Annotated in this window: 25 protein-coding genes and 1 CRISPR repeat array; of the genes, 4 read left to right on the forward strand and 21 right to left on the reverse strand. The window is 41.8% G+C overall.

Features of this window, described 5'->3' with window-relative positions:
- Positions 1-68 precede the first annotated feature (68 nt).
- The 14 genes from sreB to gatC all read right to left on the reverse strand — a co-directional run bounded on the left by sreB (position 69) and on the right by gatC (position 12,944).
- Positions 69-767 (reverse strand): sulfur reductase subunit SreB, encoded by a 699-nt coding sequence (sreB, locus tag ACZ5GB_RS07650; RefSeq protein WP_464326637.1) that lies wholly within the window; start codon positions 765-767, stop codon positions 69-71.
- A gap of 2 nt (positions 768-769) precedes the next feature.
- Entirely contained in the window at positions 770-1,147 is a 378-nt protein-coding gene (locus ACZ5GB_RS07655) for a CZB domain-containing protein (protein WP_464326638.1), read from the reverse strand.
- 3 nt (positions 1,148-1,150) lie between these two features.
- Positions 1,151-1,702 carry a Uma2 family endonuclease gene (locus ACZ5GB_RS07660; RefSeq protein ID WP_464326639.1) on the reverse strand — a complete coding sequence of 184 codons (552 nt, stop codon included), beginning with the start codon at positions 1,700-1,702 and terminating at the stop codon, positions 1,151-1,153.
- Complete coding sequence (gene sreA / locus ACZ5GB_RS07665; RefSeq protein WP_464326640.1) at positions 1,699-4,542, reverse strand: sulfur reductase subunit SreA; 2,844 nt, start codon at positions 4,540-4,542, stop codon at positions 1,699-1,701. Before sreA ends, ACZ5GB_RS07660 begins: the two co-directional genes overlap by 4 nt.
- A 113-nt stretch (positions 4,543-4,655) precedes the next feature.
- Positions 4,656-5,990, reverse strand: a complete 1,335-nt coding sequence (locus ACZ5GB_RS07670) for a glucose-6-phosphate dehydrogenase (NADP(+)) (protein WP_464326641.1) — start codon at positions 5,988-5,990, stop codon at positions 4,656-4,658.
- On the reverse strand, positions 5,983-6,876 hold the full coding sequence (gnd, locus tag ACZ5GB_RS07675; RefSeq protein WP_464326642.1) for a phosphogluconate dehydrogenase (NAD(+)-dependent, decarboxylating): 894 nt from the start codon (positions 6,874-6,876) through the stop codon (positions 5,983-5,985). The genes ACZ5GB_RS07670 and gnd overlap by 8 nt, the downstream gene beginning before the upstream one ends.
- A gap of 24 nt (positions 6,877-6,900) precedes the next feature.
- Positions 6,901-7,272, reverse strand: a complete 372-nt coding sequence (locus ACZ5GB_RS07680) for a hypothetical protein (RefSeq protein WP_464326643.1) — start codon at positions 7,270-7,272, stop codon at positions 6,901-6,903.
- Entirely contained in the window at positions 7,265-7,525 is a 261-nt protein-coding gene (locus tag ACZ5GB_RS07685) for a hypothetical protein (protein ID WP_464326644.1), read from the reverse strand. The genes ACZ5GB_RS07680 and ACZ5GB_RS07685 overlap by 8 nt, the downstream gene beginning before the upstream one ends.
- A complete protein-coding gene (locus ACZ5GB_RS07690; protein WP_464326645.1) occupies positions 7,512-8,909 on the reverse strand; it encodes a UDP-N-acetylmuramoyl-L-alanyl-D-glutamate--2,6-diaminopimelate ligase in 1,398 nt (465 codons plus the stop codon). The genes ACZ5GB_RS07685 and ACZ5GB_RS07690 overlap by 14 nt, the downstream gene beginning before the upstream one ends.
- A complete protein-coding gene (locus ACZ5GB_RS07695; RefSeq protein ID WP_464326646.1) occupies positions 8,906-9,904 on the reverse strand; it encodes a 3-dehydroquinate synthase II in 999 nt (332 codons plus the stop codon). The genes ACZ5GB_RS07690 and ACZ5GB_RS07695 overlap by 4 nt, the downstream gene beginning before the upstream one ends.
- A gap of 7 nt (positions 9,905-9,911) precedes the next feature.
- Entirely contained in the window at positions 9,912-10,559 is a 648-nt protein-coding gene (gene cmk, locus ACZ5GB_RS07700; RefSeq protein ID WP_464326647.1) for a (d)CMP kinase, read from the reverse strand.
- On the reverse strand, positions 10,559-11,656 hold the full coding sequence (locus ACZ5GB_RS07705) for a type IV pilus twitching motility protein PilT (RefSeq protein WP_464326648.1): 1,098 nt from the start codon (positions 11,654-11,656) through the stop codon (positions 10,559-10,561). The genes cmk and ACZ5GB_RS07705 overlap by 1 nt, the downstream gene beginning before the upstream one ends.
- Complete coding sequence (gene recA / locus ACZ5GB_RS07710) at positions 11,637-12,659, reverse strand: recombinase RecA (RefSeq protein ID WP_464326649.1); 1,023 nt, start codon at positions 12,657-12,659, stop codon at positions 11,637-11,639. Before recA ends, ACZ5GB_RS07705 begins: the two co-directional genes overlap by 20 nt.
- Before the next feature lie 12 nt (positions 12,660-12,671).
- Positions 12,672-12,944, reverse strand: coding sequence for an Asp-tRNA(Asn)/Glu-tRNA(Gln) amidotransferase subunit GatC (gene gatC, locus ACZ5GB_RS07715; RefSeq protein WP_464326650.1), 273 nt, complete (start codon positions 12,942-12,944; stop codon positions 12,672-12,674).
- Between the two features lie 122 nt (positions 12,945-13,066).
- Between gatC and ACZ5GB_RS07720 the strand changes: the two genes are divergently transcribed.
- The 4 genes from ACZ5GB_RS07720 to ACZ5GB_RS07735 are packed head-to-tail and all read left to right on the forward strand — an operon-like array spanning position 13,067 to position 15,597.
- Positions 13,067-13,453, forward strand: a complete 387-nt coding sequence (locus ACZ5GB_RS07720) for a CZB domain-containing protein (RefSeq protein ID WP_464326651.1) — start codon at positions 13,067-13,069, stop codon at positions 13,451-13,453.
- A 56-nt stretch (positions 13,454-13,509) separates the two neighbouring features.
- Entirely contained in the window at positions 13,510-13,713 is a 204-nt protein-coding gene (rpmB, locus tag ACZ5GB_RS07725; RefSeq protein ID WP_464326652.1) for a 50S ribosomal protein L28, read from the forward strand.
- The gene (gene aroC / locus ACZ5GB_RS07730) at positions 13,713-14,876 is read left to right on the forward strand and encodes a chorismate synthase (RefSeq protein WP_464326653.1); all 1,164 of its coding nucleotides are present in this window, start codon (positions 13,713-13,715) and stop codon (positions 14,874-14,876) included. Before rpmB ends, aroC begins: the two co-directional genes overlap by 1 nt.
- Entirely contained in the window at positions 14,860-15,597 is a 738-nt protein-coding gene (locus tag ACZ5GB_RS07735) for an MlaE family lipid ABC transporter permease subunit (protein ID WP_464326654.1), read from the forward strand. Before aroC ends, ACZ5GB_RS07735 begins: the two co-directional genes overlap by 17 nt.
- Position 15,598: 1 nt before the next feature.
- Positions 15,599-16,620: direct repeats of the CRISPR family, unit length 29 nt; unit sequence CTTTACATCCCACATAGTTCAGATAAAAC.
- Between the two features lie 264 nt (positions 16,621-16,884).
- Here the strand turns inward: ACZ5GB_RS07735 and cmr4 are convergent.
- The 7 genes from cmr4 to cmr5 are packed head-to-tail and all read right to left on the reverse strand — an operon-like array spanning position 16,885 to position 25,630.
- Positions 16,885-17,892, reverse strand: a complete 1,008-nt coding sequence (gene cmr4, locus ACZ5GB_RS07740) for a type III-B CRISPR module RAMP protein Cmr4 (protein ID WP_464326655.1) — start codon at positions 17,890-17,892, stop codon at positions 16,885-16,887.
- Complete coding sequence (gene cmr3 / locus ACZ5GB_RS07745) at positions 17,885-18,928, reverse strand: type III-B CRISPR module-associated protein Cmr3 (RefSeq protein WP_464326656.1); 1,044 nt, start codon at positions 18,926-18,928, stop codon at positions 17,885-17,887. Before cmr3 ends, cmr4 begins: the two co-directional genes overlap by 8 nt.
- Entirely contained in the window at positions 18,928-20,136 is a 1,209-nt protein-coding gene (gene cmr1, locus ACZ5GB_RS07750; protein ID WP_464326657.1) for a type III-B CRISPR module RAMP protein Cmr1, read from the reverse strand. The genes cmr3 and cmr1 overlap by 1 nt, the downstream gene beginning before the upstream one ends.
- The gene (cas10, locus tag ACZ5GB_RS07755; RefSeq protein ID WP_464326658.1) at positions 20,133-22,799 is read right to left on the reverse strand and encodes a type III-B CRISPR-associated protein Cas10/Cmr2; all 2,667 of its coding nucleotides are present in this window, start codon (positions 22,797-22,799) and stop codon (positions 20,133-20,135) included. The genes cmr1 and cas10 overlap by 4 nt, the downstream gene beginning before the upstream one ends.
- 2 nt (positions 22,800-22,801) lie before the next feature.
- Positions 22,802-24,118, reverse strand: coding sequence for a CRISPR-associated CARF protein Csx1 (gene csx1, locus ACZ5GB_RS07760; protein WP_464326659.1), 1,317 nt, complete (start codon positions 24,116-24,118; stop codon positions 22,802-22,804).
- Positions 24,119-24,123: 5 nt separating this feature from the next.
- Positions 24,124-25,278: a type III-B CRISPR module RAMP protein Cmr6 gene (gene cmr6 / locus ACZ5GB_RS07765; protein WP_464326660.1), complete on the reverse strand. Its 1,155-nt coding sequence runs from the start codon at positions 25,276-25,278 to the stop codon at positions 24,124-24,126.
- On the reverse strand, positions 25,265-25,630 hold the full coding sequence (gene cmr5 / locus ACZ5GB_RS07770) for a type III-B CRISPR module-associated protein Cmr5 (RefSeq protein ID WP_464326661.1): 366 nt from the start codon (positions 25,628-25,630) through the stop codon (positions 25,265-25,267). The genes cmr6 and cmr5 overlap by 14 nt, the downstream gene beginning before the upstream one ends.
- Positions 25,631-25,700 lie beyond the last annotated feature (70 nt).

Here is a 25,700-nt window from a genome sequence, read left to right on the forward strand (position 1 = left end):
TAGGCAAGTCTTTTGGTGATAGCAAGAGGCCCCAGCATTCCGCCGGAGGCCTTTATAACTTATGAAGCTTATGTACCCACGTGATGTCTTCTTAAAACCTCCAAAAAGAGCGGGTTGTCGTGCTTTAGAAGGTGTTCGTCCACGTGTATCTTTGTCTCTGTCCTTGGCAAGTAGTGGTTTCCGGGGTTTGTGCCCATGTCTGGGAAGAGGACAAAGCCGTTCCTTTCTTTTATGACCTTATATACTTCACTGTTGGGGTCTTCTATATCTCCAAAGAACCTTGCCCTTGCTGGGCAGGTTAGTACGCAAGCAGGCTTTCTGTGTTCTGGTGGCAGGGATTCATCGTAAATCCTATCTATGCAAAGGGTGCATTTTTTCATCACCTTGTCAGCTTCGTCAAACTCCCTACAGCCGTATGGGCAGGACCAAGAGCATAGCTTACAGCCTATGCAATCGTCATAGTTTACCAATACAATGCCGTCCTGTTCCCTCTTGTAGCTGGCTCCAGTGGGGCATACGGGCACGCAGGGGGCATCTTGGCAGTGAAGACAGGACTTGGGAAGGTGAAACACCTGTGTGTTGGGAAACTCACCTACCTCGTAGGTCATTATCCGGTTATACCAAACACCATGCGGTTCTTTTCCATAAGGGTCAAAGTCCGAAAGGGGACCAAAGGAAGCCTGCGTGTTCCACTCTTTGCAGTTGGTAGCACACGCATGACATCCAACGCAAGTGTTTAAGTCTATCACCAAAGCAAACTGTGCCATGCCTAAGCCTCCTTATTAATTAGCTGTTTTAGAGATAAAAGTTTTTGAAAAAGTTTAGTTGACAATTCTTTCATTCTCTTAAGGTTTTCCGCATCAGTTTCCTTCCTGTTTTCTAAATCTATTTGCATGCTAATCTCATGAAATTCACAGTGAATACTCTCTATCTCTTCCAATACAGCCATTACATCTTCTGGAAGTTCCCCCTTTACTGGAGCTACCAACTCATCCCACCTTTTGCCAAAATTACAGCTATGGCAGTCCTTGTGCTCAAAGGGTTTGCCTTCCTTTATAGCTCTTTCCAGCTTGTTTATGTAAAGAGCGTGCTGAGATATGTAAATGTCCACATCCTTTACCAACTCAGAAAGCTTAGTCAAAGGCATCGCTTACACCTCACCAAATACTTCTTTCAGGTCTAAATCTATACCCAGAAGTTCAGACTTTACAGAGCCCTTTTCTTTTGCTTTGGATATGAGCTTAAAGCCTTCTTGGGAGTTGGCGTAAACCTCAAAGGTCTTTCTTTTTGGGTCTACAATCCAGTATTCTTTAACGCCTGAGCGCTCATAAACTTCTTTTTTCTCCGTCAGGTCATAATAGGCTGTTGAAGGTGAGAGTATTTCCACAACAATGTCAGGTGCTCCTTCTATACCTTTTTGGCTTATCTTTGCTTTTGAACCTTCAAGCAACACCACTATATCAGGCTGATAGGCGTTCTCTTGGTCAAGGTAGACATCAAAAGGAGCTATAAAAACTTTGCCTTTTTTTGTCTTTTCCACAAGCTCGTATAGCTTGATAAAAAATCTCTTCTCTGTTTCTTGATGCTCATAACCTGGCGCTGGGCTCATGACAAGTTCTCCTTCTATCAGTTGGTATGGACTTCCTTCTGGCAGGCGCTCGTAGTCCTCAAGGGTGTATTTTTTCTTTTCTACTACCTTCACGGCTTATACCTCAGGACGGGCACCCACCTTTCTTCTATATAAGGTAGAGGTTTTACCTCAAACTGGGGTGCGGTTTCTGGCGTTTGGTCTTGAGCTTTATAAACCTTCACCTTAGTGTCAAACCACGCAAAGTGTCCTGTAATGGGGTCTCCATAAAAGATTTCCCTCCCTCCTATCTTTATTGAGTGGGGTATTACATGGTTTAGCAGAAATCCTTCGTGTCCTTCTTCTGCTTGTGGCTTTAGACCCCAAGTGCCTTTCATCTTGCCTATGGCGTTCCATGTCCATACGGAGTTGGGTTCTGTGGTTTCTGTCAAAAAGACCTGGCATTTTACCTTTCCTATCCTTGACTCTACCCAAACCCAGTCTAGGTGCTTTATGCCAAGCTTTTCCGCCGTTTTTGGGTTCATGTAAAGGTAGTTCCTTGAAGATATTTGTCTTAGCCATGCGTTTTGTGAGTCCCAAGAGTGGTACATCCATTGGGGCCTTTGTGTAAAGGCATAAAGGGGGTAGTCCTTTCCGGAAACCTCTTCCTCAAAGGGTGGATACCAGAAGGGTAGAGGGTCAAAGTACTTTATAAGCCTTTCCCTCAATATGGGGTCGTTGGGTGGTTGGTTTTTGCCCTCCCATAGGCCTTGGCCGGCAAGCCTAAAGGTCTGCAAGGTCTCAAGGTAGAAGTTAAAGATTATGGGCGCCACCTTTTTCATAAAGCCTACGCTTACTGCCCATTCTTGGTAGTCTTTGTTAACATGCCTGTAATATCTCATGTTTTCCGGGAGCTTGTAGTAGAAAAAGCCCTTATTCTTTATGTACATTTCAAGCTGGTTGGGGTTTGGTTCTCCTACAAAGTGCTTGTCTCCGTTTTTGCCACGCCATCCTGCCAAGGCTCCCACTCCCGGCCTTATCTGCCAGTTTATAAGAAAGTCCTTAAAGTCCTTATACTTCCTTGAACCATCTGGGTTTACAAAGCCGGGAAGCTTAAGCCTTGAGCCAAGCTCTACCATTACATCTCCCCAACCTCTCACGTCGTAGCCGTTTTCTTGCGGGTTTATGATAGGATGTCTCAAGGCATCCACAGGACCATCCACTGCAGAGGGTGGCCTGTCAAGCAAAGAAAGGGCAAACCATTGCTCAAGGTATGTGGCATCTGGAAGAACCAAGTCGGAATAAGCCACTTGCTCGCTGTAAAAGGCGTCTATGGTTATTATTTTTGGAATTATGTAGTTGCCAGCTGGGTCTGTGGCGGTTAAGGCTTCTATAATGTAAGGAATATTTTGGGAAGAGTTCCAAGCCATGTTTGCCATGTATATCATCAAGACTTCTATACCGTAAGGATTTCTTTCATATGCAGCAGGGATAACGTTTTGAATACAGCCGTGGGCTGTAAGTGGGAACCACCAGCTATAAGCATGGTCTATTCTAACTGGGTTGCCCTTCTCGTCCACCAAAAGGTCATCTGGGCTTTGTGGGTATCCAAGGTGTGGGCCTGGGTAAACCTCTCCATACTTTATCTCATCGGGCCTTGTGATCTTATAAGGCTTTGGTAGGTCCTCAATGTGCTTGGGATAGGGTGGCTTGTTTAAAAAGCCTCCTGGCACATCCACCACTCCCAGCATCATCATAAGGAGGAAGATAGCCCTGGCCGTCTGAAAGCCGTTGGTGTGGGATGCCACTCCTCTCATAACATGGAAGGATACGGGCCTTCCTATAACCTTTTTGTGTTTTCTTCCCCAAACATCCACCCACTCTATAGGAAGCTCTATGGGGTGGTATAGGGCTATGGTGCCCATCTCCTTGGCTATCCTTTCTATATCCTTGGCGGGTATGCCCGTTATCTTCTCTACTTTTTCTGGGCTATAGTCTTTTACAAGCCTCTCTGCAAAGATGTCAAAGGCTGGTCTTACTCTGTAGCCCTCTGGCGTGGTAAATTCACCTATAAAGGCAGGGTCTAAGTCCTCTGGCACTACCCTGTCTGCAGGCTTAAAGGACTGGGACTTTTTGTCAAAGACCATGGGCTTGCCTTCTTGGTTCCTATAAAAGAGTCCATCCTTTGGAGTGCCGGGAGCCTGAATTACAAGCCAAGGTGCGTTGGTATATTCTCTTAAAAAGTCCCAGTTTACCAAGTTGTATTTGAATAGCACATGCATTATACCCATAAAGAAGGCGCCGTCTGTGCCAGGTTTTATTGGCACCCACTCATCCGCCACAGCTCCGTAGCCCCACCTTACGGGATTTACCACCACAAACTTTCCACCCTTCCTTTTCATCTCTTGAATGCCAAGCTTGAAGGGATTGGAAGAGTGGTCTTCGGCTACGCCTATTAGCATAAAATACTTGGTGTTTTCAAAGTCCGCCTCTCCAAACTCCCAGAAGGAACCGCCGATGGAATAAAGGCCCGACGCTGCAATATTAACGGAGCAAAAGCCACCGTGCGCCGCCCAGTTTATCGTGCCAAGCTGGGATGCAAACCAGCTGTTTATCTGTTGCATTTGGTCCCTTCCTGTGAAAAAGGCTATCTTGTAAGGTCCCTTTTTGCGAGCTTCCTCAAGCCACTGGGTGGCTATCTGAAGGGCCTCTTCCCATTCTATCTCCTTGAACTGTCCAGAGCCTCTTGGCCCAACTCTCAAGAGTGGCTTTCTTAACCTGGCAGGGCTATACTCTTTCATTATTCCGGAGGAACCTTTGGCGCATAGGACTCCTTTGTTGGTTGGGTGTGCATCGTTTCCTTTTATGTAGGCTACCTTGTTGTTTCTTACATAGACTTCTATTCCACATCTACAGGCGCACATATAACAGGTACTATAGGCCTTCCTATCGTAAAAGCTACCACCTATTTCCATAGTCAAACCTCCTGTGATTATTAAATTATGTCCCTTTCTTGCTAATTTAACTTTCAACTTTGTTATGCCTTTATAAGCCAAACTTATAGAATTTATAAACTTAGCTTATATGCCTATAAAAACCATTCTTTACCTTCCTCCTTTATAAACTCTACCGCAGGCTGAGGCACCATTACACCTTTGGGATAGATAAAGGGATCATCTTCTTGGTCAAGGTATGGCTGGACTATCTCCCATAGGGCCTCTACCTCATCACCTCTTATAAAGAGGGACCTATCACCCTCCACTATATCAAGCAAAAGCACCTCATAGGCCTCCTCAAACTCGGTGGGAAACTTATACTCCATAAGGCTTTCCACAGGGCAAGACAGAAGCTTTCCCGTAGGCGGCCTAAGGTCAAAGGCTATTGTTAGCTTGCTCTCTGGAGCCATTTGAAAGATGATCTTGTTTTGCTGAGGCTTGCAGTTCAAAAGCCTGGTGAGGCCCTGAGGTATTTCCTTGAAGACTATAACTATCTGAGTTAGCTTTTCCTTTAGGGCCTTTCCCGTCATAAGGTAAAAGGGAACCCCTTGCCATCTGAAGTTTTCCACAAGCACCTTGGCGCACACAAAGGTCTCCGTCTTTGAGTTTTCGTTGCCCACCTCCAAAGTGTAGCCCTCATACCTTCCCCTAAGGAGGCGTTCTATCCTTGTGTTCTTTAGGACCTTTACCTTCTCATCCCTTATGAACCTCTCTTCCATTAGGGCAGGTGGTTCCATGGCCGTAAAGGCAAGCATTTGAAGCATATGGTTTTGTAGCATGTCCCTTATGGCGCCCACCTTATCATAAAACTCTTCCCTCCCTTCCACGCCCACCTTTTCAAGGGCCACTATCTGCACATGGTCTATAAAGTTTTTGTTCCATATACCTTCAAAGATGGTGTTGGAAAACCTAAGGGAAAAGATGTTTTGAATGGTGTCCTTCCCCAAAAAGTGGTCTATGCGGTATATCTCATCCTCTATGAAGTATCTGTAAAGAAGGTCGTTTAGCCTTTGGGCAGATTTTAGGTCAAAGCCAAAGGGCTTTTCTATGACTATCTTCCTTGGATTGGTAAAGTCCCTCAAAAGCCTCCCTAAGTTTCTTATGGCATCCTCAAAAAGGTAAGGGCTAATGGATAGGAAGAATATAAGCTCTTGACCCTTTAGCTCTTTTATGACCTTTCCAAGCTCAAGGTAGGAGTTCCAGTCTTTTGCATCAAAGGGTATGAAGTTGCAAAGCTTTCCAAGGCCTCTGTCAAGCTGGCAGACTATCTTCTCCCAGTCTTCCCTTTTGCTCCTTGCCAAGGAATATACCTTATCAAGGCCCTTAAGGTAGCCCTTAGAGTATAGCCTTGAAAGGGATGGGAAAAGCTTTTTCTTTGCCAGGTCTCCCGTGCCACCCAGTATAAAAAGGGAAAAGCTTTTATCCATCTTTTCTTCTTACTTGATGCCTTCCAAACTCGTATCTGAGGCCCGCCAAGAGCCTGTCTCTAAAGGAGTTTTTCTGTCTTGACCTAAAGCGGGCAAAGAGGGCCTCCGCTATGGTAGGCACTGGCACAGCCCTTTTGATGGCCTCTTCCACCGTCCAACGGCCTTCCCCTGTGTCTTCTACATAGGCCTCCAGACCTTCAAGGTCTCCAAAGTCCTCAAAGACCTTCTGAGTTAGCTCCATAAGCCAGCTACGTATCACACTGCCCGCGTTATATATGCGCGCCACCTCCTTCAAATCATAGTTAAAACCGCTCTCCTTTAGAAGCTCAAAGCCCTCGCCTATGGCCTGCATCATAGCATACTCTATACCGTTATGAACCATCTTGGCAAAGTGTCCAGCACCCCATGGCCCAAGGTAGGCATAGCCCATACCTTCAAAGGAAAGGTCCCTTAAGATAGGCTCAACCTTTTCAAAGGCCTCTCTTTCACCACCAACCATTAAACAGTAGCCAAGCTCCTCTCCATACACTCCCCCGCTCACACCCACATCAAGAAAATAAACGCCTATTTCTTTTAACTCCTTTGCCCTCCTCTGAGAGTCTCTATAGTGGCTGTTCCCACCGTCTACGAGTATGTCCCCTTCCTTCAAATAAGGCCTAAGGCTATTTATGGCTTCATCCACAACTCCATGAGGAACCATAAGCCAGAGGACCTTCTCCCCTTGTTCCTTTAGCTCTTCAAGCCCCTCAAGAACCCTTATGTATTCCTTTGCCCTCTCCCTTGCCTCCACGCTCACATCGTAGCCAAAAACCTCATGCCCCTTTTTGGATAGCCTCCTTGACATACCAAGCCCCATCCTCCCCAACCCTATCATAAAAAGCTTCATGGTTAAAATTTTATCCCACCTTTATCACTTAACAAGGCCAAAAAGCTTTGCTAAGAATTCTAAGGCATCCTTGTTTAGCAAAAGTATGGTAAAAAGAAGCATTAAAAACATAATGGTAAACTTCCTGTCAAGCTTGAGTATCTCTTTTTCAATCTCTAATTTCACGTTTTGCACCTCTTGCCTTACATTCTGTATTTCCTGTCTAAGAATGCCAATCTCACCATAAAACTCTGCCTTTGTTATAAGCTCCTTTGTAAGTTCTTCCTTTAGCTCCAGCTTTTTCTGTAGGGCCACATCCTTAGCTTTATCTTCAATGCTTTCTAAGGCAATCTCAATGGCCTGTGCTACTTTTTTAGCTTCCTCCTTCCCAAGCTTCTTTAGTTCAAGCTCACCCATACCCGAAAAGCAGGTCAAGTATGCCAGGCTCTATCTGTATCTCCCACTCGGTATAATTATCATCCTTGTTCAACACCACCACATAGCCTTCCCTTTCAAAGTAAAGGATTATTTTGGCAAGGTTGGCAAGGCCGCAGAGCTTACCGCTTTTTAGGCTTGTTATCTTGACCCTTGGCCTTGGTGTGTCCGCCTCTTTATAAAGGTTCAAAAGCTCATCCTTTAGCGTGTAATGTAGACTTTCAAAGTCGCACACCGAGGGCCTCCTTGACCACTTGAGAATCTTTAAAAGGATATTTTACACCTTTTATCTCCTGATAGTCTTCATGTCCTTTTCCGGCCACTACAACCACATCACCCTCCCTTGCCAAGCCTATGGCAAGCTCTATGGCTTTCCTTCTGTCTTCTTCCACAAGCACCTTACTCTTATCCTCTATACCCGCCAAGATGTCCTCTATGATGGTCATAGGCTCTTCAAACCTTGGGTTGTCGGAAGTGAGAATTACAAGGTCTGCCAGCATTTCTGCTACCTTTCCCATAAGGGGCCTTTTTGTTCTGTCTCTGTTTCCACCCGCGCCAAAGACAACAATGAGCCTGTTTTTTGTCAAAGCCTTGGCCGTTCTTAGCACTTTTTCTAACGCATCGGGCGTGTGGGCGTAATCTACCACCACCATAAAACCCTTGCCCTTATAGGTTTCAAACCTTCCTGGCACATGCACTTCTTTTATGCCTTCTTGTATAACCTCTGGAGAAAGGTCCCAAAGAAAGCCCAAAAGTATGCCAAGGGAGAGATTGTAGGCTTGAAAGCCCCCCCTTAAGTTGGAATAAAAGGTGTATTCCTTTCCTTCATACTCAACCTTCAGCCTTGAGCCTTCAAGGCCTGTGGAAAAGTCCAATATCTTTAAATCCCCTTCTTTCCCGTAGGTTTTTACATTTTTTGCCATGCTTACGAGCCTTCCGCCCCAAGGGTCGTCGGCGTTTATGATGGCATGCTGGTATTCATACTCGGTAAAGAGCATTGCCTTTGCCAAAAAGTAGTTTTCCATGGTTTGGTGGTAGTCAAGGTGGTCTTGGCTTAGGTTTGTAAAGGCCACCGTGTGAAAAACCGTTCCCCACACCCTTTTTTGGTCCAGGGCATGGGAAGAGACCTCGCAGACCACAGCTTTTGCCCCTTCCTTTTTCATCTCCATCAGGGTTGAGTGCCACTTTATTGGGTCCGGCGTTGTCCTTCCTTCGTATTCATATATTTTTTCTCCAAGCCTGTAGTATATGGTGCCTATGAGGCCTGTTTTTATGCCCGCCGTGTTTAGTATGGACTCTACAATGTGTGTGCTTGTGGTCTTCCCGTTGGTGCCCGTTATACCTATGACTTTGAGAGCCTTTGATGGCTCACCGTAGAAAAGGCTGGAAAGCTCCCCAAGGGCCTTTTTTGTATTTTCCACCCTTATTATGCGTGGGTCCTCTACGCCCACATCTTTTTCTACAAGCACTCCAATGGCGCCCCTTTCAAGGGCCTCTTTTACAAAACTATGACCATCTGACTGAGTTCCTCTTATGGCTACAAAAAGGTAGCCTGGATATACTTCCTTTGAATTGGCGCTAATGCCCTTACATCCTTTTAAAAGTTCTTCAAGCCTCACTTTTCTGTTATGGTCTCTTCTACTTTCATGCCAAAGTGTCTTCCAGCCTCCTCTATATAGCCCAAGACCTCATCACCTTCCTTTAATTCGGCCACCGATATGGGGGTTCCATCGGGCCTTGTTAGCCTTATGGTCTCTGCGTTCTGTAGTATGGCACTTACCTTTTTATTTTCATACTTTCCTTCCACCAAAAGCATGGGCCTTCTTTCCACCTTTGCCCTTCCCACATAAACAAGCCTTCCCCTTCCTTTGTAGTCATATACCATTACAGGGTCTCCAGCTGAGAGTTCACACAAGTATTTGGTCCTGTTTCCCGGCACCCTTATGTACATATGCACAGCGCCCGCATTAACTCTGAAGGGCCTTGAGGCCACATAAGGATTTTCTTCCGTTTCGGCATGCACAAGGAACATACCACCGGATGAATTCCCTACAAGCATACCCTCTCCACGGTTAAGCAGAGAAGTAGTATCTACACAAACTCTGTCTCCAAGGCCCAAAGGCAAAATCTTTGTTATCTTTACCACCACAAGGGGAAGCCTTTCCTCTTCTTCCTCCAGCACCTTGCCAACCCTCTTTATGGTGTTCATATCCTCCGTCTTTAGCACTATGCCCTTTACACCCTTTTCAAGCACCTTTATGGCAAGCCTTGCCTCCTCTTCGTTCTTTACCACTGCGTAAAGTTCTTCCCTTTGGGCTATTAGGTTTTCAAGGGGTATGATGGTCCAGTCTGTAGTTTCTACAATAACCTTTACCTGTGGTGGGAACTTGGCCGCCCTCTCTTCATCCTCTTTGCCCTCTATCAGCACATAGGCAAAATCCCTTCCCTCAATGAGGTCTCCACCATCTTTGGAAGCCACCATTACCCTGCCGAGGGATTTGACCTCTTGAACCTTTGAAGGGTCAGAAAGCCATATGACCTTTGCACCAGATTCTAAGGCCGTGGTTATAAGCTTTTTATCATACTTTTGAGCCCAATACCAAAAGTCTTTCATAAGAAAATTATACCTTCTCCTCCACCAAGCTTAAAATCTTTTCCACAACCTCCTCCGGGCTTAGCCCTGTTGTATCTATTATTATGGCATCCTCGGCGGGCCTAAATGGGTAAAGGGGCCTGTTTTTGTCCCTCTCATCCCTCTCTATTATGGCCTTTAGCACCTCCTCAAAGCTAACCTCTATCCCTTCCTCTTTTAGTTGTATATACCTTCTTCTTGCCCTCTCTTCCGGTGAGGCCGTAAGGAAAACCTTCAGGTCTGCCTCAGGGAATATGTGGCTTCCCGCATCTCTCCCTTCCGCCACAACTTGTCCATTTCCCACAAGAGACCTAAAGAATTGGTTTATCTTTTCTCTAAAGCCCGGCAAACTTGCTATTTGGGATGCCCATTTACCAACATCTTCCGAGCCAAGCTTGTGGCTTATATCTTCTCCCTTATACACTACCACAGTTCTTGCCACATCCAACCTAACTTCAACTGGCATCTCAAAGACCTTAAAAACCTCACCCTCCTTTAGCCCTTCCACCATGCACACATATGCAAAGGCCCTGTATATTAGCCCGGTATTAAGATAGGGAAGGTTTAATCTCTTTGAAACTTCTTTTGCTATCGTGCTTTTACCACTTCCAGCAGGACCATCTATTGCTATCTTCATCAGAAGAACCCTCTTCCTCCAGAGGCTACACCTTTTAGCTTTAATTCCAAGTCCGTTGGCCTACTGGCATACCTAAGGGCTGTGTTGTAGTCTATTAGGCCCTTTCTATAAAGGTCTTCCAAGTGTTGGTCAAAAAGCTGAGTTCCATAAACAGGTCTTCCCTTTTCAAGTAGGTTGGGTATCTCATCAAACTTTGATGGGTCTACAATGGCCTCTTTTATGGAGGCTGTGTTTATAAGCACCTCTACGGCAGGTATAACGCCTGTTCCATCCGCCTTCGGAAGTAATCTTTGGGAGAATATGGCTACAAGGGTTTCGGCCAGTTGAATTCTAATCTGCTCTCTTACCTCAAGGTTAAACATGCCTATGAGCCTGTTTATGGTCTCCTTTGCGTCAAGGGTATGAAGGGTGGACATAACCAAGTGTCCAGTTTCCGCCGCCTGAAGGGCTATAAGTGCTGTTTCTGGGTCTCTTATCTCACCTACCATTATAACGTCTGGGTCCTCCCTTAAAGCAGCTCTTAAGCCCCTTGCAAAGGATGAGGTATCTATACCTACCTCACGTTGGACTATGAAGGACTTTTTGTCTCTAAAAAGGTACTCTATAGGATCCTCTATGGTAATGATTACGTCTTCTCTTGTTTCATTTATGATATCTATAAGAGCTGCCAGAGTTGTGGATTTGCCAGAGCCTGTGGGACCGGTCACCAGTATAAGGCCCTTTGTATATTCATGGATTATCCTCTTCATGACCTCTGGAAGGTTAAGGCTTTCAAAGGCTGGCACATTGAAAGGTATCACACGGAAGGCAAGGCCTACGCTTGTTCTCTGTTTATATACATTTACACGAAAACGGGCTACACCGGGCAAGGAATAAGAAGTATCCACCTCTCCAAGCTCTTCAAACTCGGCCATTTTCTTTCTATTTTTCTCAAGAACCTCTCTAACAATAAGCTCCATAATCTTTTCATCCAAGACAGGAAAATCCTCAAGTCTTCTTAGCTTCTTCTTTACTCTTATTACCGGCAGACTTCCAGTCTTTAGATGTATGTCAGAAGCTCCAAGCTCTATGGCCTTTTTAAGTATCAGCTGGAGCAAGGCCAGCTACCTCTCTCACTTTGTTTTCTATCTCTTGAGCTATTTCTGGGTTTTCCATTAAAAACTTCTTTGCCTGTTCTTTACCCTGTCCAAGCCTTATATCTCCATAGCTATACCATGCACCGCTTTTGTTAATAACCTTTAGCTCACTGGCCACATCTATAAGGTCGCAGAGCTTGCATATGCCTTCTCCATAAAGCACATCAAACTCAGCCTCTTGGAAGGGTGGAGCCAATTTGTTCTTTACCACCTTAACCCTTACTCTGTTGCCCGTTTTTTCTCCTCCGTCCTTTACCTCACCTATGCGCCTCACATCCAGCCTCATATCCGCAAAGAACTTAAGGGCCCTTCCACCCGGTGTGGTCTCTGGGTTTCCAAACATAACTCCAATCTTTTCTCTTAGCTGGTTTATAAAGATTATGGCTGTGTTGGCCTTATGAGCCAAACCCTTTAGCTTTCTAAGAGCTTGGGACATTAGCCTTGCCTGTTTACCCACATGAGCCTCTCCTATCTCACCTTCCAACTCATCCTTTGGCACCAGAGCAGCCACCGAATCTATCACTATCACATCCACCGCATTGCTTGCTACAAGGCTTTCAGCTATCTCCAAGGCTTGTTCTCCATAGTCTGGCTGTGATATGTAAAGGTTTTCCGTATCCACGCCTATCTTTTCGGCGTATTTAGGGTCCAAGGCGTGTTCTGCGTCTATAAAGACCGCAATACCTCCCCTCCTTTGCGCTTCCGCTATTATGTGAAGGGCCAAAGTGGTCTTCCCGGAAGACTCCGGACCAAATATTTCAATAACCCTACCCTTTGGAATACCTCCTATACCGGTGGCTATATCAAGGGCAAGAGAACCAGTGGGTATTACATCCACCTTGACCTTTTCTGCATTTTTCAAGGGCATTATGGAACCCTTACCAAAACGCCTTTCTATACTGGTAAGGGCGTTTTCAAGAGCCTTTCTTTTTTCAAGAGTTTCTTTTTGTGTCTCTTCTACCATGTCTATCTCCTTTTAATATTCTACTACCCTTGGCACTACAAAAAATCCTCCCTCGCTCTCTGGTGCCTGCCTTAGTACAAGCTGTGGATCAAAATCTTTTACAGCCTCGTCCTCTCTCATGGGTGTCTCTTCAAAGTAAGGCGTGTAAGGTTCTATACCTTCTGTGTTTACCTCCTGGAGCTGTTCCACAAAGGACAGTATGCTTTGAAGTTGCTTTTCAAAATGCTCCTTCTCTTCCTCTGTTAACCTTATCCTTGCCAGGTGTGCAACTTTTTCTACCTTCATAAGGATAAAATATAACAAAAGCCCTACCATTTTCCAGCGGTAAGGGTATCATCAGGTTATAAGCTTTATAAGCTTTTCTTATATAATTATAAGCATTACTTAAACCTCTGGAGAAAAGGAGCATGGACCATAGCCTTCAAGAGCTTAGAACTCTACTTGAGAGAATAGAGCTAATTATAGCCCAGCACATAAACTATGTGGATAGGTTAAAAAAGAGTATAAGGGTTGGTAAGGCCTTTCCTCACAAGGAATGTACCGAATGCGCCTTTGGTAAGCTTCTCTATTCTGAGGTATGGCCCAACAAGGACCAATATCCGTTGGAGATTGCCAGCCTTTTGGAAACCATAGAAAGGCTTCATTGCAATTTCCATCAAAAGGCCTTTGAAATAGAATCGGTGGCCACTCAAGAGGAGAAATTGAAAATACTGAAGGAAGTGGAAGAGTATTCTATGAGTTTGCTTAATCCACTTTTATCTTTAAAGGCTGTGTTAAAGAAGGTGATAGAATAGTGAATCTTGCGCTTCTCAAAGTGGTATAATTTTATACTCTTAAAAGGAGGTCTAAAATGGCAAAGTGTTATGTTTGTGGAAAAACAACAAGGTTTGGAAAGAGCGTGACCTTTTCCGCAGAAAGGAATACAAGGACCTTTAAACCAAACCTTCAAAGGGTAAGGGTAGTGCTTGAAGATGGAAGGGTGAAAAGGGTTTATGTGTGTACCAAGTGCCTTAAGGCTGGTAAGGTAGTAAAAGCAGTAAGCATAAGACAATAATGCCAATAAGGTTTTTAACCGCAGGAGAGTCTCATGGGAAGGCTCTCCTTTGTATTTTAGAAGGCATACCTGCCAACCTTGAGCTTTCCTCTGAGTATATAAACAAGGAGCTTCAAAGGAGGCAAAGAGGCTACGGAAGAGGGGGAAGGATGAAGATAGAAAGCGACAGAGTGGAGTTCCTATCTGGCTTACGATTTGGGAAAACACTGGGAAGCCCCATTTCTATGGTTATATGGAACAAAGATTGGGAAAACTGGTCCGATAAGATGGCCTATGAGGGTGAGGTGCCAGAAAACGTTGTTCCTTTTAGCAGGCCAAGGCCCGGCCATGCAGACCTTGCAGGTGGAATAAAATACAACCAAAGGGACCTTAGAAACATACTTGAAAGAGCATCCGCAAGGGAAACGGCTGCAAGGGTAGCTGTGGGAGCTGTATGCAAAAGATTTCTTGAGGAGTTTGGCATAAGGATAGGTAGCTATGTGATAAGCATAGGGGCCTTAAAGCCAGAGATAAAAGAAGAAGACCTTTTAAAAAGGCATGAATTGGCAGAAAATTCGCAAGTAAGATTTCCAGACCCTTCAAAGGATGAAGAATTTACAAAGCTTATAGATGAGGCAAAGGAAAGGGGAGAAAGCCTTGGGGGTGTTTTTGAGGTCTTTGCTGTGGGTGTGCCACCAGGCCTTGGAAGCCATATCCAGTGGGACAAGCGCATAGATGGCAAAATAGCCCAAGCCATGATGAGCATACAGGCCATAAAGGGTGTGGAAATAGGCCTGGGCTTTGAGAGCGCCAGAAGGTTTGGATCTGAGGTGCATGATGAAATAGGCTGGTCCGAAGAGAAAGGATATTTTAGATACAGCAATAACCTTGGTGGAACGGAGGGTGGCATAACCAACGGCATGCCCATAGTGGTAAGGTGTGCCATGAAGCCCATACCAACCCTTACCAAGCCTTTGAGAAGCGTGGATATAAGCACAAGGGAAGGTGTAAGAGCTGGCAAAGAAAGGAGCGATGTGGTGGCAGTTCCAGCGGCCTCTGTGGTTGGTGAAGCTATGCTTGCCATAGTGCTTGCGGACGCTCTCCTTGAAAAGCTTGGCGGTGATTTTATGGAAGAGGTAAAGGAGAGGTTTAAGAGGTATATGGAGCATGTTAAAGCTTTTTGAGGAGGTGGGAAAGGCCACACTTTTGACCCTATGGGGGCTCTTTTATATATTCAAAAGCCCACCAAAGGCAAGGCACTTTATAAAACAGCTCTCCTACCTTGCTTCAGAGACCATACCTGTGGTGGTGATCACCTCCTTTTTCTCCGGTGGCGTTATAGCCTTACAAACATACAGCACCTTTCATAGGTTTAATGCGGAGTTTTTAATAGGTGCGGTGGTGGCCCTTTCCATGGGTAGAGAGCTGGGGCCTGTTTTGACCTCTCTTATGGTGGTGGCAAGAGTAGGCTCTGCTATGACTGCTAACATAGGCACCATGAGGATAACGGAACAGATAGACGCTCTTGAAGTTATGGGCATAAATCCAAGGAGCTACCTTGTATCACCAAGGCTCTTCGCCGGCGTGGTGGGCGTTCCCATGCTTACGGTAATAGCGGACCTATCCGGTATCTTTGGCGGTTGGTTTGTAGCGGTAAAGCTCTTTGGAGTAAATGATCACCTCTTTTGGGAGAAGATGAAGGATATTGTGGAACTATACGACTTTATAGGCGGTCTTTATAAGGCTATATTTTTTGGCTTTATCATCTCTTCTGTTAGCTGTTATTTTGGCTTTTATACGCAAGGTGGCACAGAAGGAGTGGGAAGGGCAACCACCAACAGCGTGGTGACCTCTTCCATGCTTATTCTTATCTCAGACTACTTCCTAACTGCTGTGATCTTTTGATATTTACAGCCCACATAGTTCAGATAAAACCAAAGCCATTATAACTTTTGACATGTTTTTTAAAGACTTTACATCCCACATAGTTCAGATAAAACTCCAACGTCCATGTTTAAGTAAAGTTTGTTGTTGCTTCTTTACATCCCACATAGTTCAGATAAAACCTGTAAAGTTTCCAAGTGAAGCTGTGGATGAGAGGTTTATCTTTACATCCCACATAGTTCAGATAAAACCTCTGACCTGTGAAGATTTAGAGATGTGGCAACAGGCCACTTTACATCCCACATAGTTCAGATAAAACTAGTTTAGAAATCGCCTAGCCTATGGTGGCTGGCTGGCTTTACATCCCACATAGTTCAGATAAAACATGAAGTATTACCCATCAACAAGAGCGTATTTATATCTCTTTACATCCCACATAGTTCAGATAAAACCCGCTCAGCAGGGAAATTTACATACCTTATCCACGAGCTTTACATCCCACATAGTTCAGATAAAACAAACGCAAACAACCACCCAGACCCAAGAAGCCCAGCACTTTACATCCCACATAGTTCAGATAAAACATGCGGTCTGGTGGATCAAGAAACGTGCGCTCGTGGATCTTTACATCCCACATAGTTCAGATAAAACTTCTTCTTACCCATTACACATAATTTAGCCCAATACCCTTTACATCCCACATAGTTCAGATAAAACCGGGCTGGAACGACCACACCGCGTGCTCTGATACGGCTTTACATCCCACATAGTTCAGATAAAACTCTCACGATAGCTTCAGATGCGGCGAGAGTTTTCTCACTTTACATCCCACATAGTTCAGATAAAACGCACTGCGGTTTGCCCCAATCTGACTGCATACACAGCTTTACATCCCACATAGTTCAGATAAAACTTTTTCTACCATGTGAGCTATCTCATCAGCATTGAACTTTACATCCCACATAGTTCAGATAAAACGAGCTTTTAAGAGCCTTTTTCCTGACCCTGCCTCTAACTTTACATCCCACATAGTTCAGATAAAACCCAACACCTACCACCTAAATCTAATATAGATAATACACCAATTTTAGAATTTTGTCAAGTGGTTCAAGTGAAGTAAATTTGCAGCGAACCTCCAGTTGTGCATTGAGAATTTTTCGCAAATAGGCTTCTAAGCCTTGATACATCTTATCCAGAATGCTATGCACCCAAAAGGTAGGTTCGCGGATGATTAAGAGATGATAAAGTATATTTTTGTGTTTTTGTCTCAAAGAGTTTTTGCACGCGGGAAGTATGCTTCAAATAATTTTAAGGAATACCCCCAGTGGTAGCTTTATGCTCTCCGCGTTCACACACAAGTTCATTATATCTAACCTTTGTAAAACCGGCCCCTATAGTTTCATCTCCACCAAATTGAAGCACCAACTCCTTTACTTTTTTGTTTTCAACTTTATTTTTGTTTGCTTTATCTTTATCCTCAGAGCTAAAAAGCTTTTCAAACTTTGTCCTTGCGTCTGAGCTATCACCCTCCTTTCTTTCTATAAAAAACACAAAGCTATAAAAAATTGCCTCCGATGGCACAAACTCTACAGTAAAGAGCGCACCCCTTTCCACCGTTCCAGTCCCTTGGTCTATCCTAATCCTTGTCCTAATCTCCACTGCATAGTTTACAAAGTCTGTAAAGATATTATCATCAACTACCACTAACCTTTTAGATAACGGTAACTCATTTACCGTGCTTGTTTGTGGTAGATAATTCTTTATAACTTCAGCTATTTTATCCACATTTTCACTCTTTTCACACTCAAGCACAAACTCCTCAAGTCCGATAGATTTATCATCAATTATTAAGGATGAGTTATTACTTACCAAGGCTTTATTATCTTTATTAGGATCAAGGTTTGGCACTTCCCAGCTTGTGTTTTTTATTTCACCCAAGCTTTCTAGCTCCTCCTTGAACCTCTTTAGCACCAAAGGACAAGTAATCCAAGCAAAAGTCCCCCTTAAGCTACGCACAGGATATAAAAGAATTTTGGCATCTGTAAAAGCAACCATAGAAGCACCCTCGCTCGCCTCCTCATGGCCAAATATCTTATCTACATCTTCCTTACTCCATTTTTTCTCATTGCATTTCTTATTGCATTCCCTTTCCGCCAAATTCCTAAAAACCCCCTTTATGCCACTACCAGCCATTATAGGAAAGGAAGTATGCCTCTCCCTTTGGATAGGCAAATCCACATAATGCACACTACTACCCGAACCCATATGCAAAGGAGTTAAAGTGTAGTAGGTCAAAAGCGCACGGTCCTTATACATGACTAACACCTCCCTTTTTAACTAAAACAAGGTTTGAACCTATAAAATCATCCGTAGGCTTATAAAAATCTATAGGTGTAGATAAATTCCTAGCCTTTATCATAAGCACACTTCCCGGCTTTATGGCACGGATAACTTTATTCTTGTAATTATGCTTTGACCTAATAGATAGAAGAGTGTATCCAGATATACAAGCATATTCTAAATTTTCAAAATTGTTAAGTATTGGCTTTCCTTCCTCAAAAACTCCCGGCGTTAGGAAAAGGATTTTACAGCTTTCGCCTTGATTACTGGAATGAAAATCTTCAAATAAATCTTTAAAGTTATGATTTTCCACTTCATAAGTGGCAGTTCTTGCCTCTCCACCGATCTTTAGGACCTTTGGATGTTGTTTGAAAATTTTTAGTGCTTCATCTTCCGTAAGCGTTTGGTTGTTTAGTTCCACCCAAAAGACAAATCTAAACTCTTCTTTAAGCCTTACAAACCTTACCCTATAAAGCCCATCTTCTCCCTTTACCGTGCCAGTGCTATCATCCATGCGTATGGAAATTCTATCTTCTATATAAAAAATCCTGTCTTCAGAAAGCAAATCAGAAGCATTTATTTTCTCTCCATAATACCACTTTTTAAGCCCTTCAAGGCTTATAAAACCATTAAAAGGTTCGTAATCCTCTTGGCACTCTGGCTTTATCCAAGGCATAAGCTTTATCTTATTTTCAAGGTCTGTATTTTCCACTTTTATAAGATTAGAGCTCTCCCTTGGCTTATAAACTTTTATCCTACTGCCTCCCTTTTCCTTGACTATATCACAAGGCGCAGGAAAGTAATATTTATCATCCTTTTCCAAGAAAGGACCATAGACAGCTTTAAATACTCCGTTAGTTATCCCTTTCGCCTCATAAATCTTTGCAAAAATTGCACTGGCAAAGGAGTTTGGAAATGGTGGAAATATACTCTCTCCCAATCCCCCCAAGTTAAAAGGCTTACCACTTCCAAAAAACACCACATCAATAGGCTTAATAGTGAATTTCAACATCAGATAAGCCTCCCGATAATCTTTTTATCTTGCAAGCTTTGTAGGTAATCTTTAATAAGAGTATAATCAGGCTTTTGTAATTTTACACCATTTAGTTCTAAATCAACATCATCTGGCAAGAACTTATCCATTACAAAAATGATTAAGCCCTCCAACTTTTCTTCGTTTTTAATCACCTTATATATTAAAGGCGATGCTCGGCGAAGTTTTTCTCCTCCTTTTACAGGAAAAACTGTTCCCCTATTATTTCCCTGCTTTATGGATAAAAAGTAAAAATTCAAAGGAAGACCGAATATAGCTCTTTGTATGATAGGTTTTTCAGTAAAATTTTGTAGTTTCCCTTGACTTTGTATTATATTCCTTGCAAAATAGCAATCTTGAACTTTATATTTCCCTACTTGAACTTCATATTTTCCTAAACATTTCCTGTAAGCCATTAAAGTGTAGCCCATAAGATTAAGCAACCCATCCCAATCTCCTAAATCTTGTTGGTTAAAATCATCTACAAAGCATTTACTACCCTTATCTTTTTGAATTTTCCGTTTATCTATTCCTTTTCGAAGTTGAATCTCACTTACCCAATCTTGGACTGTTTTAGCATCTCTTTTTTCAAAGGAGTAAACCTCTATATTGTTAGCTTTTGGGAATAGCCTTTTTATTTCTTCATAATTACTCCTTAACCATTCTTTTATATCACCTTTTGGAACAAAGGAAATAACATTGTCAAAATCACCAGAAATTTCCTTTACCATAATAGACCCAAAACCTCTTCTTGCCCTACTTCCAAAATTACCCAAATAAAAAGCACACCAAAGCGCTCCCAAAAATTTTTTCTTTTCTTTTTCTTCTAAAATAGTAGAGAAAATAATTCTTAAGTCAAACTTATAACCTACATCCAAACATCGTCTATTTTGTCTTTTCAAGGAAAAGGCCAGATAATTCAAACCATTTTTTGAACTATCTAGGTAAGATTGTATATCTCTTGAATTATAAGGTTCTTTACAAACCACAAATTTCACCGCACCCTTCTTGGATTCTTGTCCAGTCCATCCAAAAAGTTTCTTTTCTTCTTCTTTACTACCTCCCAAAGTCCTAAACCACCACCTTATAACCCCATTTATAGACTGCGTCCTTATCTCAGGCTCCATATTAGCTCCGCCCATAAACAAAGGAGTAATCACCTCACAGCTAAGTCTAATCTCCTTCATCTTTCTGCCCCCTTCTTGGCTACAAACCTTGCAATTATCAGCATATCAGCAAAGCAAAGTATGTTATTTTTATACTTTTTCATAGTCTCCAAGAGCTTGTTTTCAAAATCATCACTCTTAGAAATTTTACGCCTATACAACCTCTTAACTTCCCTCTCCAAGACAGAAAGCACTTCATCCTTAACTTCATTCTCTCTTCCTTGTAGCATCCTCACCACATCCATAAGGTCATAAGCAAACTTAGAAGAAAGTTCTTCCTCAGAGTATTTTTTAACAATCTCATCAAAGAAACCCTTATCTTCCCACTTAAAACCAGTGGTTCTAACTTGACCAGAACCAGATATGTGTTTTATGCATACTGCCGAACGGCCACAATCCCGTTTTGCCTTCTTTTGTGCATCTCTTACCTCTCTCAAAGCCAAAGATAGTGGATATTTATGATGGACAAAAACAATCCCTGCGCTCACACTTGCCTTTTCTCCAAGTAAACTCTTAAAAGCTTTGTTTAAATAACAAGCACACTTCAAAGCATCCTCTACCGGCAAAAAGGCTAACACATCATCCCCACCAGCATAAATAAGCTTGCCATAATACCTCCCTTCTACTATTTTCCTTACCTTTTCTAAAGCAAACTCCGATAACCTTCTGGAAAATAAATTGTGAAAAGATGGAGACATGGGATGGTTTTCCTTAAAGAATGCTTTAAAAGTTTCATAGCGCTTAAATAATTCATCTCTCACCTTTTCATGAATTAACTCCTCCACCGCTGGCAATTTCTCCCCCTTTAGCCACTTACCCATATTATCACCATCCACAGAAAGAATGGCATAATAGGTAGGTGGCTTTATATCCTTTTTCTTTAAATACTCCCTTATTTCCTCAAGCTCTTCCTCTGGAATATCTATCCCATATTCCTTTTTAAGGTATTCTTTTCTGTAAGATGATTCCATTAGCCATTGACCATCAATGTCGTATAGTGGATTTTTCTCTAACTCTAACCTTGGCACACCTGTAGGTTTTATTAGTTTATGCCCGTTTAGCTCTCTTAAATTTTTGGTTAGGAAATTTTTGATTTCATTTTTCAAATCTTCCGCTAATTTTTCTTCTGCTAATTTTACTTTATACTTAACCGTTGCCATCTCAGAAGTGGATGGAAATTTTAATTCAAGACCAAACTCATTTCCTATCAACTCAGGCAAAAGCCTTTTAAAGAAGCACATACCACACAATCTTTCACTTTCGCCTACATATTTCCTACCAATATTTCTCCATTCTATATCAAGCGCCTCATACTTACCACAAAGATGGCACCGCTCTATTTTTTCTTTCTCTATTTTAATCACTTCAAAATCTCTTATTGCCTTCCTGCTTGCCAAAAACCTCTCCGTTAGATCTACAAGGAGAGAATAGGCATTTCCGACGTTTTTGTATCCATCAGGAAGATTTTCTACAACTGTTTTAACTAAATTGTATAAATCATTTTCACCCACTAAATTTTTGTAATCCTCAAAAATGGAATTAACATCTTTATGATCATTACCTTCATAAAAAGGCAAAACCACCCAATAAATTTTTAGATATTTAGTAATGTGTTCCTTTATAACATCCTTTACTTTTTTAACTTCCTCTTTTACCTTATTATCATTTAAACTTTCTACTTTTTCCAAAAGCTCATCAATTGCCTTTCCTATCGCTTCTTGACATTCCTTAGCTATATCTTTTGCCCTACCATCAGGCACTATAGCCAAGAATCTATTAGGAAAGTTGGCAATAAGAAGCTTATCGGTTTTAAGACTATCTTTCCACTTTTCAAAATCAAAAGCCCCGATTTTGTTTATGTTTAAATCTTTAAAGTGATTTTCATAGTCTTTAAAATGCTTTTCATAAAGCCATAAATCCACCAATGGTTGCCCTCTTAAATTAGGAAAGATAATATGGTCTGGTCCAAGCTCATCCATGATTACTTCAATAGCCTTATAGATCAGATAAGAAATTAAATAACTCCCAGCCCAAAGGTCGGAAGTTTTTCTGGCTATGGCAATAAAGGATTGCACAGGACTAATGGTAAAGAGCAAAAAGGCTGGTTTATCTCCCTTGTCAAGACATGTGGCAATACAAGAGCATTGCACAAGGTGGTCGTATATGGAATGGTTAGGAGCCCTTGAGTCTGCAGGATGTTTTTCTATCCAAGGAAAGATATCTGGCAAAAATCTCCAAAGGAAAAGAAAGAAAAACTTTGCCCTTTCTTGCTGGTCAGGAAAGTTTAGCTTCCCAAGATTTTTAAAAACTTCTACTACTTCTTTATGATCCTCAGGAGCTTCAGTTTTGCTTGATTCCGCAGTAAAAGGATCAATAAAACGAGACTCTTCAAAATTAACCATAGGTGCGTCTTTTACAACTATCCTTGACAGAGCAGAACTTATATGATCTGCATATGCAATTTCCCCTTCACTATCTTTTATACTATCACTTATAAGGAATCTAAAAAGATCTTCCGCTACTTTCTCGTGGAACTGTCTAAGATCTTTACTTATTTCACTCCCATGTTCTAAAACAACTTTCCTTTTATTTTCCTCAGAAAAAAGCCATATCTTATGTATAGGATCATGCATCAATGCCTTTAACTTCAAAACATAATCCACAGAATAATTACCCTGTGCCATAGCTACCCTCCAGATGGTAGGCTCTCCAAAAGAGCCTCATGTATTTCCTCTATAAATCTTTGCTTTGGTTTAATAAATATGGTATTTCCTTCCCTTTTCAACTCAATTAGATTATGCACAAAGCCACAGTGAGCAAAAAAGTTTCTCCCATCAAAGTTATCATTAGGAGAATAATTGGCCTCTGCATAAAATCCATAGTCCTTAAACTCGGAGCCTATCCGCACCCTCTTTATTTTTCCAAGCTCCCTTTCAAGCCTTTGTAGGATTGTCCTTGAATGTTTAAAGATACCCTTTATTCTCTCTATATCATCCATTTTCACCACACCATCATCCTTGGCATTAACCATTAAAAGGTTTGACAGCAAAAAGCCCTGAAGAAGTGATATAAAACTTTCGCCAAAGTTCAACCCTTGAATAACCTCAAAAGTTCCATTGACATTTACCTCTATATGGTCATAAAACAGCTTAACTATGTTTTCTATCTCATCTTCCTTAGGCTTCTCATAAAAACAATACATATAAACAGGCAAGCCATGTAGAAAGGCACTGCAAAAGGCATAAAGCCTATCCATCCTTTTTGTAAGAGCGTTTACACCTTCATGCCCGCTTGGACTTGGAATAAGAAGCATAGTATCACTATACCTATAAAAGTTAAAAGCTGGTATTACGTTTATTTTCTCAATCTCGTTGATATTCAAGTCAATATTTCCACTACCCACCAAAGGATCACTATTCAAAACTATTAGTCTTACATTACAAAAATAGGCAATTATCTGCAAAATATCCTTTACCGCCCTGTAAGTCATCATGGTCATAAAGTTCAAGCCATGAGTTATATCAAGGTAAAGTTCTAAACAAGGCTTATTATTTTCGCTTATAAATGCCAGTTTAGACCCCAAATTCCTTAGAATATTCCTTGCAAGTTCAAAATAAACCAAGGCATAGAAATTATTAGGATTTCCCACAAACCTTGACCTTGAAAAAGTGCCCACAGCCGGCAAAATCAAAATATTTATGTTATCTTCCTTTAGTTTAGTAGGATAGCTTCTTATTTTTTCTTTAATGAAAGCCCCTGCCTCGTTCTTTATCCTTGCCAAACCCTCTTGATAGGTAAAAATGTTATCGTATTTATCCATCAAAGTGTCAGCCAAGATTATGTAAGTATAGTTTGGTTTTATTGTATCAAGCAATAAAGGTAAAGTAGTGCTTGAAGTATAGATTTTATTCTTATACCTATAGTTTGCATCCTTCCAAGCAGAGAAATTACCCCATATGGCCACAAGTATTTTCGTAGTGTCCATATTTACCCTAAACTCCATAGACTTTACCTCTCAAACAATCCATAGCCAAGCCTTGTTTTTGAACCAACTCCATAGAACTCAAGAGCTTGCCCTATAATATCCTCATAAAACTTCTCACTTTTCATATACTCTTCAACCCCTTCTATTTCCTCATTAGCTAATTGCCTTCTCTTTCCTTCTTTTGCAGGTATTCCTTTTTCTTTTATCACCTCCCACCTGCTTTTGTCAAAGAGAACCACAAACCTAAAAGACACCTCTTCTTTTACCGTAAGGAAAAACACCGGCACAGGATTTTCCCAATCTCCCGGAATATCCCTTTTCTCTCCATAGTATTCGCTATAATGCGGATTCATAATGTCAAGCTTAAATAGTTCTTTTATACTTCCATCTTGTATTTCAGGATAGGCATCTAAGAAAAGCAAAAGTCCTTTAAAGCCCTGCGTTCCAAACAAAAGCTGGTATTTTAGAATTTCTTTATCATCGGTGATTAAATCACCATAAAATTTCTTTTGGAACTCTTCCAAATCATCCTTTGATAACTTTCTTTCTTCAACAAGCTTCCAAAAGGCCACCTGCCTACACACACCCTTTAGACTACTACCCGGAATGTAAGGAACTCCCCATATGTGGTGTAATGTTATAGAAGTCTCAAATATATGAGTTGCCCCAAGCCCACAGACAAGTGGAGATATAGTTTTTAGAGTTTTGTCAAAGACCTTTACATATCCAGAGCTTTCTGAAGTATTTAAAATTTCATCAAGTCTGTTTTTTATAGTAGATTTTGTTAGATCTGAATACCTAAAATGCTTCAATAAGGAATTATAGAATAACCTCTTTACTCCTTCCTCTATAATTTTACCTTTTTTAAGTGAAAGGAAGTCTTTCCTGCTTTCCTTAGGATTACCATTTTTCTCTTCTATTGTGATAACTTCCACAGCATTATCAGGAATTGGAATATACTTGTTAAGCAGTAAAGGCAAGCTATCTACTCCCTTACTTATAAGGTGTTTCATTGCATTATCAAAGAACTTATTCTTTACATTCTCTTCATCTTTATCTACGAGATCGTCAGGAGCTTCATATCTGAGAAAGATCTCATTACAACTTCCAAAGCGAATACTTCCCTTAATCTTATGCTTTCTTTCCCTCCTACTTTTGCTATGCCTATTCATTTTCATCCTCTTCTATCTCAATCTCCACTATCCTTTTTAGCCAACTGGCAAAAGCCAAAGCCTCCATAGTTGCCAAACGAAGCTTGTGATAATCTACTTTTAGTAATTCTTCTAATCCATTTTCCTCACTTTCTATATATTCTTGCTGTTTCAACCATCTAACTACAGAATCGTAAACATCTTTGGCATCACTCTTTGATTTCAAAAAGGCAAGAGTGGCTATAAGCCCATTGGTGGCTATGAGAGCAGGAAGTTTTTTAGCATAGCTTTTGTATTTCTTTGCTTTGCCCCTGTCGCTTTTTATTTTGCTTACTTCATTTAAGGCAAACAGACCCCTCTCTTGATTTAATGTCTTCACCTTTTTATCCTCCTTAAACTTGATAACTCCCCCACGCAGTTCAGATAATGCACTTTAATTATAGCATAGA

It is taken from the genome of Hydrogenobacter subterraneus (assembly GCF_055390195.1).

Excerpts from the sequence above, each read along its gene's own strand:
- sreB (WP_464326637.1), bottom strand. The coding sequence starts at position 767 with ATGGCACAGTTTGCTTTGGTGATAGACTTAAACACTTGCGTTGGATGT.
- ACZ5GB_RS07655 (WP_464326638.1), bottom strand. The coding sequence starts at position 1,147 with ATGCCTTTGACTAAGCTTTCTGAGTTGGTAAAGGATGTGGACATTTAC.
- sreA (WP_464326640.1), bottom strand. The coding sequence starts at position 4,542 with ATGGAAATAGGTGGTAGCTTTTACGATAGGAAGGCCTATAGTACCTGT.
- ACZ5GB_RS07670 (WP_464326641.1), bottom strand. The coding sequence starts at position 5,990 with ATGGATAAAAGCTTTTCCCTTTTTATACTGGGTGGCACGGGAGACCTG.
- gnd (WP_464326642.1), bottom strand. The coding sequence starts at position 6,876 with ATGAAGCTTTTTATGATAGGGTTGGGGAGGATGGGGCTTGGTATGTCA.
- ACZ5GB_RS07680 (WP_464326643.1), bottom strand. The coding sequence starts at position 7,272 with ATGGGTGAGCTTGAACTAAAGAAGCTTGGGAAGGAGGAAGCTAAAAAA.
- ACZ5GB_RS07695 (WP_464326646.1), bottom strand. The coding sequence starts at position 9,904 with ATGAAAGACTTTTGGTATTGGGCTCAAAAGTATGATAAAAAGCTTATA.
- cmk (WP_464326647.1), bottom strand. The coding sequence starts at position 10,559 with ATGAAGATAGCAATAGATGGTCCTGCTGGAAGTGGTAAAAGCACGATA.
- recA (WP_464326649.1), bottom strand. The coding sequence starts at position 12,659 with ATGGTAGAAGAGACACAAAAAGAAACTCTTGAAAAAAGAAAGGCTCTT.
- gatC (WP_464326650.1), bottom strand. The coding sequence starts at position 12,944 with ATGAAGGTAGAAAAAGTTGCACACCTGGCAAGGATAAGGTTAACAGAG.
- ACZ5GB_RS07720 (WP_464326651.1), top strand. The coding sequence starts at position 13,067 with ATGGACCATAGCCTTCAAGAGCTTAGAACTCTACTTGAGAGAATAGAG.
- rpmB (WP_464326652.1), top strand. The coding sequence starts at position 13,510 with ATGGCAAAGTGTTATGTTTGTGGAAAAACAACAAGGTTTGGAAAGAGC.
- aroC (WP_464326653.1), top strand. The coding sequence starts at position 13,713 with ATGCCAATAAGGTTTTTAACCGCAGGAGAGTCTCATGGGAAGGCTCTC.
- ACZ5GB_RS07735 (WP_464326654.1), top strand. The coding sequence starts at position 14,860 with ATGTTAAAGCTTTTTGAGGAGGTGGGAAAGGCCACACTTTTGACCCTA.
- cmr4 (WP_464326655.1), bottom strand. The coding sequence starts at position 17,892 with ATGTATAAGGACCGTGCGCTTTTGACCTACTACACTTTAACTCCTTTG.
- cmr3 (WP_464326656.1), bottom strand. The coding sequence starts at position 18,928 with ATGTTGAAATTCACTATTAAGCCTATTGATGTGGTGTTTTTTGGAAGT.
- cmr1 (WP_464326657.1), bottom strand. The coding sequence starts at position 20,136 with ATGAAGGAGATTAGACTTAGCTGTGAGGTGATTACTCCTTTGTTTATG.
- cas10 (WP_464326658.1), bottom strand. The coding sequence starts at position 22,799 with ATGGCACAGGGTAATTATTCTGTGGATTATGTTTTGAAGTTAAAGGCA.
- csx1 (WP_464326659.1), bottom strand. The coding sequence starts at position 24,118 with ATGGAGTTTAGGGTAAATATGGACACTACGAAAATACTTGTGGCCATA.
- cmr6 (WP_464326660.1), bottom strand. The coding sequence starts at position 25,278 with ATGAAAATGAATAGGCATAGCAAAAGTAGGAGGGAAAGAAAGCATAAG.